Raw genomic sequence first — 7,638 nt, 5'->3', positions numbered from 1 at the left:
CACAGTTTGTCTTCTCTCTTCTTAATGAACTTCACCCTCAAGGTGTGCTGCGTATTCTACTCATTTCAGGCTCAGTGTCAAACACTTTTTTGCTTTTTTTAAAATTTGTTTTTATCACTTATCTATTGTAATCCATATAGATTTCAACATGCCCATATTGGATACATATTTATCGCATATTGCGCTTAGCTCATTTCATTCATTCAACTAAAATGACATGAATCACTTGTAATAGTTCCATATCTTTATTGAAATCATTTTCTAACATTAATGTGAATTCGAAGCTGATTTACATGAGGATAATAAGATTATTAGATAAGTAAGGGATCACGAAGAATAATAAATAGTACTAAATGCACTTCCGGAACAAAAAATATATTAGTGATTGCGCTCATAAAAACAGAAGGTCATATCATATCTATTTTTTTCATCTTGATGTCGGAATTGCTCATTGCGACAATGCCAAACTGATTCATCGATTTTTGGAAAAAAGACATCTGCTGCAAATTGATGATGTATATGTGTAATATATAAAGAACTTGCTTTATCAATCGCGTCATTAAATAACTCCGCCCCACCAATTATCATTATCTCACGATGTTCTGCTGTATATTCAATTGCTTTTTCTAACGAGTCCAAAACATGAACCCCATCAATAAGAGATAATGATCGGCTTAACACAATGTTCAGTCTGCCTGGAAGTGGCTTTCCTATAGAAATAAATGTTTTTCTTCCCATAATAATGGGTTTTCCCATTGTTATTGATTTGAAATGTTGTAAATCAGCCGGTAAATGACAAAGTAATTGATTATTGATCCCTAGCCCACCAGATTCATCGACTGCAGCAATTAAACTAATTATTGTCATCATCTCATCCTAGATAAAGCCATAGACTTAGCCATCTCGACCGCGGCAAACATTGATCCTGTATCAAGCAAATTTTTTCCAGCTAGTTCTAAAGCTGTTCCATGATCTACAGAGGTACGAATGATTGGTAGTCCTAAAGTTACATTGACCGCTTCATGGAAATCAGCATATTTTAGTACGGGTAACCCTTGATCATGATACATAGCAACGTAGACATCACAATCGTTTAATTGATTTTTAATGAACATTGTATCTGCAGGCATAGGCCCCTCAACTTGAAGACCTTGATCTTGAAGAAACGTTAAAGCAGGCGAAATTATCTCAATTTCCTCCCGCCCTAAATAGCCTGATTCCCCAGCATGAGGATTTAACCCGGCTACCCTGATGCGTGGATTTAAAATATTAAAATCTTTAATCATGGATTGATGTATTTGACTTACTACTTTTATAATTAAATTGGAGGTAATCGAATCAGCCACTTGTCGTAAAGGAAGATGTGTTGTAACTAAAGCCACTTTCATCTGTGGACAAGCCAACATCATAACCACTGTTTCCGCATTATAAAATTGCGCGAAATACTCAGTATGCCCACTAAATGGGATACCAGCTTTATTAATGTTTGCCTTATTAACGGGTGCAGTCACTAATGCGGAAAAATCTCCTCTGCCGCATAACCTTGCCGCCTGATTTAGTAACTCCACAACATAACCAGCGTTATCAGGATTAAGACATCCACTTTGCACAGGAGCAGGACAAGAAAGAGACAGCACCGGTAAATAACCAGGCCTTGGCTCGATAAACTCCCCACTTTCGTACGAAGTGAAGCAAACATCTAGTTTTAATTCCTTTGCCCTAGCCTCCAAAACATCTCGATCTCCTAGAATTACTAGTGGAAAATTGTAACCTGCAAGAGCCAAACATAAGTCTGGACCAACACCCGCTGGCTCTCCACTACTAATAAGTAACGGCTTCATGCTAATTCCTTATCAAGAATATTAACATATGCATCTGTTCGTATATGTTGCTGCCAATTTTGTACTGCTTCAGCAAATTTTCTTTGCTGTAAAAATTGCCTTACTTGTTGAACTTTAAACGCTTCCGAATCATCTTCTTGCTTACGCCCAAGAACTTGAATAAGATGCCAGCCAAATTGCGATTTAACTGGAGGGCTTATTTCATTAATGGCTAATTTATCCATCGCTTTTTCAAATTCAGGAACTAACACTCCCGGCGAAACCCAACCCAAATCACCACCCTTTACCGCACTTGAGGAATCTAGCGAATATTGTTTTGCCATCAGAGCAAAATCTTTCCCCGCTTTTATTTGCTGATAAATATTCTTAACTTGTTTCTTTGCATCCTCAGGAAGCATACTCGGATCAGGCTTTAGAAGAATGTGACGTACATGGGTTTTAGTAATAATATGATGTTGATTTTCACCACCAATAGAAACCAATTTTATGAGTTGAAAACCGTTTCCTGCACGCAAAGGTCCAGCAACTTGACCCACTTTCATTTTTACAACTTCTTTTGCAAATAGTTCTGGCAACTCTGCGAGATGTCGCTCACCTAAATCACCACCCTCTAATGCAAACTCGCCGCTTGAGTTTTCTATAGCAAGACGACTAAAATCATCCCCTTTCTTTATTTTTGTCAACAAGAGATCGGCTTTATTTTTAGCTTTTTTTACTTGTTCTGATGTAGGTTCCTCACCCAAAGGAATAACTATATTTTGAATGCGGTATGTTAGTGTTGAGCGATCGACAATTCCACCCTCTGTCTTTAAATATTGATCGACTTGTTCGCTTGTAACCATTGCATCTCTGCCAACTGCTTTTTGCTGCAAATGGCTTAAGAGCATTTCTTTACGAATATTTTCCCTATATTCATCCCAAGTCATACCCTGGCGGACAATTTCTTCGCGTAGCTGAGTTAAAGTAGCATGATTCGCCGACGCAATTTTTTCAATTGCCTGATTTAATTCTGTATCATCGACAGCAAGACCATTTTTTTTTGCCATTTGCATTTGTAAGTCAACATCAATCAAATGCTGTAACACCTGTTTACGTAATACAGACTCTTCAGGTAATTGCATTTTTTGTGCAAGAATTTGCTTTTTAGATAATTCAACTTGTTTATTTAACTCACTCTCAGTAATAACACCATCATTGACAACGGCAACTACTTTATCCAGCATTTGTTTTGCTTGTGCAATACTTACAACAGAAAAGAAGATGCATATCAGTGCTATTTTCTTATACATATCTGAATCCTTATTTACTTTTTTTCGAGCAATTTAGGTTATTTTTATCCAAAACTCAAGCGGATTTGTTCAATTTTTATCATTCAATAGCTTAACGATGAAATGGATCACTATATCCTGGGATATATGTATTCAATACACTTCCTGGATCACTATTTGCTACTGATCCTAAGCCTTTTAATAAAATTTGCAAATAAATATTATTATTATATCGGGGGGAATAATTTGCGTCTAAGCTTTTAAATGTTCTCCCACCTAAAATTCGTACTGCCCAACAACAATTGTCATATTGCATTCCTAATAACGACATCATACTATAATCTTTACTAATATTGTGGCTGTAAGCGCCTATCGCGCTCCATCTATCACTTAATGGCCAAGAAATAGAAGCAAGAACTTGATGCAAGGCGTTATCAACACCTAGATTATTTCTTACTGCTGTAACATCCCCATTCACCAAATAACTGTAACCCAAATTAACAACCGCATTTGGCTTGGGCTGGTAATGAATATTTAAATCAGCATTGTTTGTAGCAGAAGTAGCAGGATCCCAAACATAATCTCCCAGCAACTTCCAAAACGGGCCCAAAGAATACATAGCACGACTAGCAATAGGAGAAAATCCATAAAATGGTGATAATTGTCCTATTTCCAATGGATTTGCAATACACAAACCAGTAGGACTACGACAAAGTTGTACTTTTCTATTCGAGAAATACTTGATTTGTCCGATAGAAAAAGCAGCTAACTCAGATCCAGTTTCGTCTAATAACCAACGAGTTGTAAGTGCATAACTAAGTTGATTCGCATCTCCAATCCGATCAAAGCCCGAAAAACGATTTGTCCTAAAAAGTTGATCAAAATTAAAAATCATATTCGCAGTATCGTATATAGGCAACTGGTTTTGATTATAAAAAGGTACATACAAATAAAATAAACTTGGCTCTAAAGTTTGTGTATAAGAGCCTCCTCCCCAATTAAAATTACGCTCAAAAAACAAACCACCTTGAGTACTGAAACGCGGAATAAAGCGATTGTAATCCGTGTGCATATTATTCCAATTGTTTTGAACCTGGTAATAGTTTTCTACAAACTCTACGGATGGAGTAACATATCCCCAATTAGTTCTTTGTGGTAATGAAAGTCCAGGATTAAGATGAAATCTGGGGCCTTGAGGCATTTCTATTGGAACACCTTGAGGCATTAATATTGGAACCTCTTGTGGTATTGATGTCGGCCAAAAAAACTGATCATATTGTCCAGTCACATTTAAATTAGCCTGCATGGGTAAATCATAATAATAACCACGTGCATATAATTGTGGCAAACGTTCATATTGATCTGCTATAGGAGTTTCATTAATTGGATGCAAAGTTTGAAAACTTTGTGCCATACCTCTAAAAGTCCAGTGCTCTGTGGCATAGGTTAAATCTGCTTGACGTAATAACTGCCTTTCAGTAATAAGCGCTAAATTAGTGCTAAAGTCCTGGAAATAGTAATCGTCAGAAACTTGTTGAACATTCACATTTAATCGCAAGTCAGGATTAAATTGCGTCGTATTACGAACGCCCCAAAACCAACGATTAGTTGATTCATTTCTGAACCAAGGAAATTCGTCCACATGACTGTTTAAAAAATTACGATAAGCAGCATCATTTGGTAAAAAATCACCAGTAATGATCCCCATACTTTTTGATGTTAAATAACGAAACTCTCCGCCAATCATTACATTACGTTCTGTATAAAGATGGGGGGTTACAGTTAAATCATAATTAGGTGCGATATTCCAATAATAGGGCAATCCTAAATCAAAACCACCTACATTAGAATACCCTGTCAAAGGCATTAAAAATCCTGATTTTCTTTCTTTAGTTGTTGGAAAGCTTAAGTAGGGAACATAGAGAACAGGCCATTCGTGGATACGTAACTTAGCATTTCTGGCAACTCCTATTTTTTTCTTATTATCAATAACAATAGATTTAGCTTCAACATCCCATGCTTTATCTTGTGGTGCACACGTTGTATAAGTAGCCTGACGCAATAAATAATCAGAATTAGCAAAGCGCTGCATTAAACTTGCTCTTCCCCATGCAGGTAAAGTTGCTTCACGCTTATTGGTATTAAATCGATAAAGTACATCTTCAATCTGACCCGATTTATCTTGTGGATTAATTGATGCTCTACGAGCAATCAATAATTTATCTGGTTCTAGGTAATGTACATTGCCTAAAAACTCAATTTTGGTAATTTGATTACTTTTAGGATCACGGAATACATAAGCTGTTTGTGCATTAACTATTCTCAGGTTTTGTTGTACTTCTACATGTCCGGTTAAGGTAGAAGGCTTATCTTGATAAAAAGAAACACGATCCGCCATAATCCGTATTTCATCAGATGTTGTAAGCGGATTAACGGTGATGGGTTGGTAAGAACCATGGCAAATAGGGGAACTTTGATCCGCTTGCCAACCAAGACACTGAGCAAATTTGGCTCTTATTGCATCAGTTAAATCAACATCGCGTGCTATGACACATGCTTGTACTGGTTCATTAATTAATGGGGCAGAATAGGCGAAAGTATGATAAAGTACCATAAACACAATAAGCACCATAGCCAGCATGCTCATCAAGAACCATTTGAATGAAATCTTGTTCACGAGTAATAAAATGCCTTATCATGCGCCAAAAAACATGTAACTAAATTACTTTTGATCAATCGGTGAGTTGTTTTTCATATAAAACCTACCCCATTTTATGGAAAGAGGAGATCAAATTATAAGTTACAGCCAAAAAGTCGAGGGGGAAGTATACCATGCATGCAAGAGAAAACGCACTGAAAGAATGGCTCATTTACACGTTAAAGCATCAAGATTTTCACTTAGTATCTTTAGCTGGAGATGCAAGTTTTAGAAGATATTTCCGCCTTCACCACAATGATTTAACCTATGTGGTAATGGATGCCCCCCCAGGTAAAGAAGATCTTGAGCCATTTATACATATTGCCCAAACCCTTAAAAAAGCAGGAATACTTACTCCTGAAATTCTTGCTATAGATCTTGAACAAGGATTTCTATTATTAAGCGACTTAGGGGATCAACTTTTATTGAATGATCTTCGATTTGAAACAGCCAATAAATATTATCATCAAGCTATAGAAACTTTAATTAAAATTCAATCCTGTTCCATTCACGATCCTAGGTTACTTCCGTTTGATAAACCTCATATGCTTAAGGAAATGAATCTATGCATTGAATGGTTTTTTAAATCGTATCTTGCTTTAGATCTCAATCAAGATGAATTAACCTTAGTACAGAAAACAATGGAATGGGTTGCCACAGAAATAGCGCAACAACCACTAACGTTTATTCATCGAGACTACCATTCACGTAATTTAATGCTCATCAAGGAGCAAACTGAAGTTGGATTGGGTGTTATTGATTTCCAAGACGCCATGTGTGGCCCTTTAACTTATGACTTAGTTTCGTTACTCAAAGATTGTTATATTTCTTGGCCACGTAAACAAATCCTAGAATGGGTGAGTTTCTTTTATACTCATCAGAGTGCGGTAGCCAATCATTACTCCTTACCTGAATTTATTCGCGCCTTTGATCTTTGCGGATTGCAAAGACACTTAAAAGTTTTAGGAATTTTTTGTCGTTTATATTTACGTGATAATAAACCAGGATACCTTAAGGATTTGCCGTTGACGTTAAAATATGTTCTTGAATGTACAGAGATTTATGAAGAACTGCGTCCGTTTTATCACTTTCTTCAAATGAGAGTCTATTTACCATGAAAACAGCAATGATACTCGCTGCCGGCCGAGGAGAACGATTAAAACCAATCACTGAGGCAATACCAAAAGCGCTTTGCATGATTAAGGGTAAACCGTTAATCGAACATCATATCATTAATTTGGCAAAAGCGGGTTTTAAACAAATTGTGATTAATCATGCTTATCTTGGCGGGCAAATTCGTCAATATTTAGGCGCTGGGGAACGTTGGGGTGTTGAAATTTGTTATTCACCAGAACCCCCGGGCGGTCTTGAAACTGGTGGCGGCATCGTAAATGCACTACCACTGTTAGGGAATCAACCTTTTATTACTGTAAACGCAGACATCTATACTGATTTTGATTTTTCTTTATTACAACCAGCACATGTTGGTTCCATTCATGTCATTTTGGTTCCCAAAAATCCAGCCCTTAATCATCATGGAGATTTTGGCATCATAAATAGAAATCAACTCTGTAACGTACCCCAGGATTATACTCTTGCAGGTATCTGCTGCTATCATCCACAGGTATTCGCAAACTGTAAACAAGGGCGTTATTCTGTGACCCCATTAATTCGGCATCGCGCGGAACATCATGAGGTCACGGCCCATGTTTATAAGGGCATCTGGTTCGATATAGGCTCCATATCAAGATTACAGGCAGCAAATCAGAATTAACTCAGAACCTTGAGTAAAATCTGTTAGAACCAGAAGGAGGACTTAACTCAAACTATA

At 37.0% G+C, this 7,638-nt stretch carries 6 protein-coding genes; 2 read left to right on the top strand and 4 right to left on the bottom strand.

Annotation, left to right across the window (positions count from 1 at the left end):
* Window positions 1-378 precede the first annotated feature (378 nt).
* The 4 genes from Lsan_RS03075 to Lsan_RS03060 form a co-directional block, all read right to left on the bottom strand.
* Window positions 379-867 carry a dihydrofolate reductase gene (locus Lsan_RS03075; protein ID WP_058513065.1) on the bottom strand — a complete coding sequence of 163 codons (489 nt, stop codon included), beginning with the start codon at window positions 865-867 and terminating at the stop codon, window positions 379-381.
* Window positions 867-1,841, bottom strand: a complete 975-nt coding sequence (gene pdxA, locus Lsan_RS03070; protein WP_058513064.1) for a 4-hydroxythreonine-4-phosphate dehydrogenase PdxA — start codon at window positions 1,839-1,841, stop codon at window positions 867-869. Before pdxA ends, Lsan_RS03075 begins: the two co-directional genes overlap by 1 nt.
* Entirely contained in the window at window positions 1,838-3,130 is a 1,293-nt protein-coding gene (locus tag Lsan_RS03065) for a peptidylprolyl isomerase (RefSeq protein ID WP_058513063.1), read from the bottom strand. Before Lsan_RS03065 ends, pdxA begins: the two co-directional genes overlap by 4 nt.
* 91 nt (window positions 3,131-3,221) lie before the next feature.
* Window positions 3,222-5,756, bottom strand: a complete 2,535-nt coding sequence (locus Lsan_RS03060) for an LPS-assembly protein LptD (RefSeq protein WP_058513062.1) — start codon at window positions 5,754-5,756, stop codon at window positions 3,222-3,224.
* 185 nt (window positions 5,757-5,941) lie between these two features.
* On the opposite strand from Lsan_RS03060, the gene Lsan_RS03055 reads away from it, so the two are divergent.
* Both Lsan_RS03055 and Lsan_RS03050 read left to right on the top strand, forming a co-directional pair.
* Complete coding sequence (locus Lsan_RS03055) at window positions 5,942-6,925, top strand: aminoglycoside phosphotransferase family protein (RefSeq protein ID WP_058513061.1); 984 nt, start codon at window positions 5,942-5,944, stop codon at window positions 6,923-6,925.
* Window positions 6,922-7,581: a nucleotidyltransferase family protein gene (locus Lsan_RS03050; RefSeq protein WP_058513060.1), complete on the top strand. Its 660-nt coding sequence runs from the start codon at window positions 6,922-6,924 to the stop codon at window positions 7,579-7,581. Before Lsan_RS03055 ends, Lsan_RS03050 begins: the two co-directional genes overlap by 4 nt.
* Window positions 7,582-7,638: the final 57 nt, after the last annotated feature.

The organism is Legionella santicrucis (assembly GCF_001468135.1).
Taxonomy (GTDB): Bacteria; Pseudomonadota; Gammaproteobacteria; order Legionellales; family Legionellaceae; genus Legionella; species Legionella santicrucis.
This window is presented reverse-complemented; position numbering and strand designations above follow the sequence as displayed.

Excerpts from the sequence above, each read along its gene's own strand:
- Lsan_RS03075 (WP_058513065.1), bottom strand. The coding sequence starts at position 867 with ATGACAATAATTAGTTTAATTGCTGCAGTCGATGAATCTGGTGGGCTA.
- pdxA (WP_058513064.1), bottom strand. The coding sequence starts at position 1,841 with ATGAAGCCGTTACTTATTAGTAGTGGAGAGCCAGCGGGTGTTGGTCCA.
- Lsan_RS03065 (WP_058513063.1), bottom strand. The coding sequence starts at position 3,130 with ATGTATAAGAAAATAGCACTGATATGCATCTTCTTTTCTGTTGTAAGT.
- Lsan_RS03060 (WP_058513062.1), bottom strand. The coding sequence starts at position 5,756 with ATGAGCATGCTGGCTATGGTGCTTATTGTGTTTATGGTACTTTATCAT.
- Lsan_RS03055 (WP_058513061.1), top strand. The coding sequence starts at position 5,942 with ATGCATGCAAGAGAAAACGCACTGAAAGAATGGCTCATTTACACGTTA.
- Lsan_RS03050 (WP_058513060.1), top strand. The coding sequence starts at position 6,922 with ATGAAAACAGCAATGATACTCGCTGCCGGCCGAGGAGAACGATTAAAA.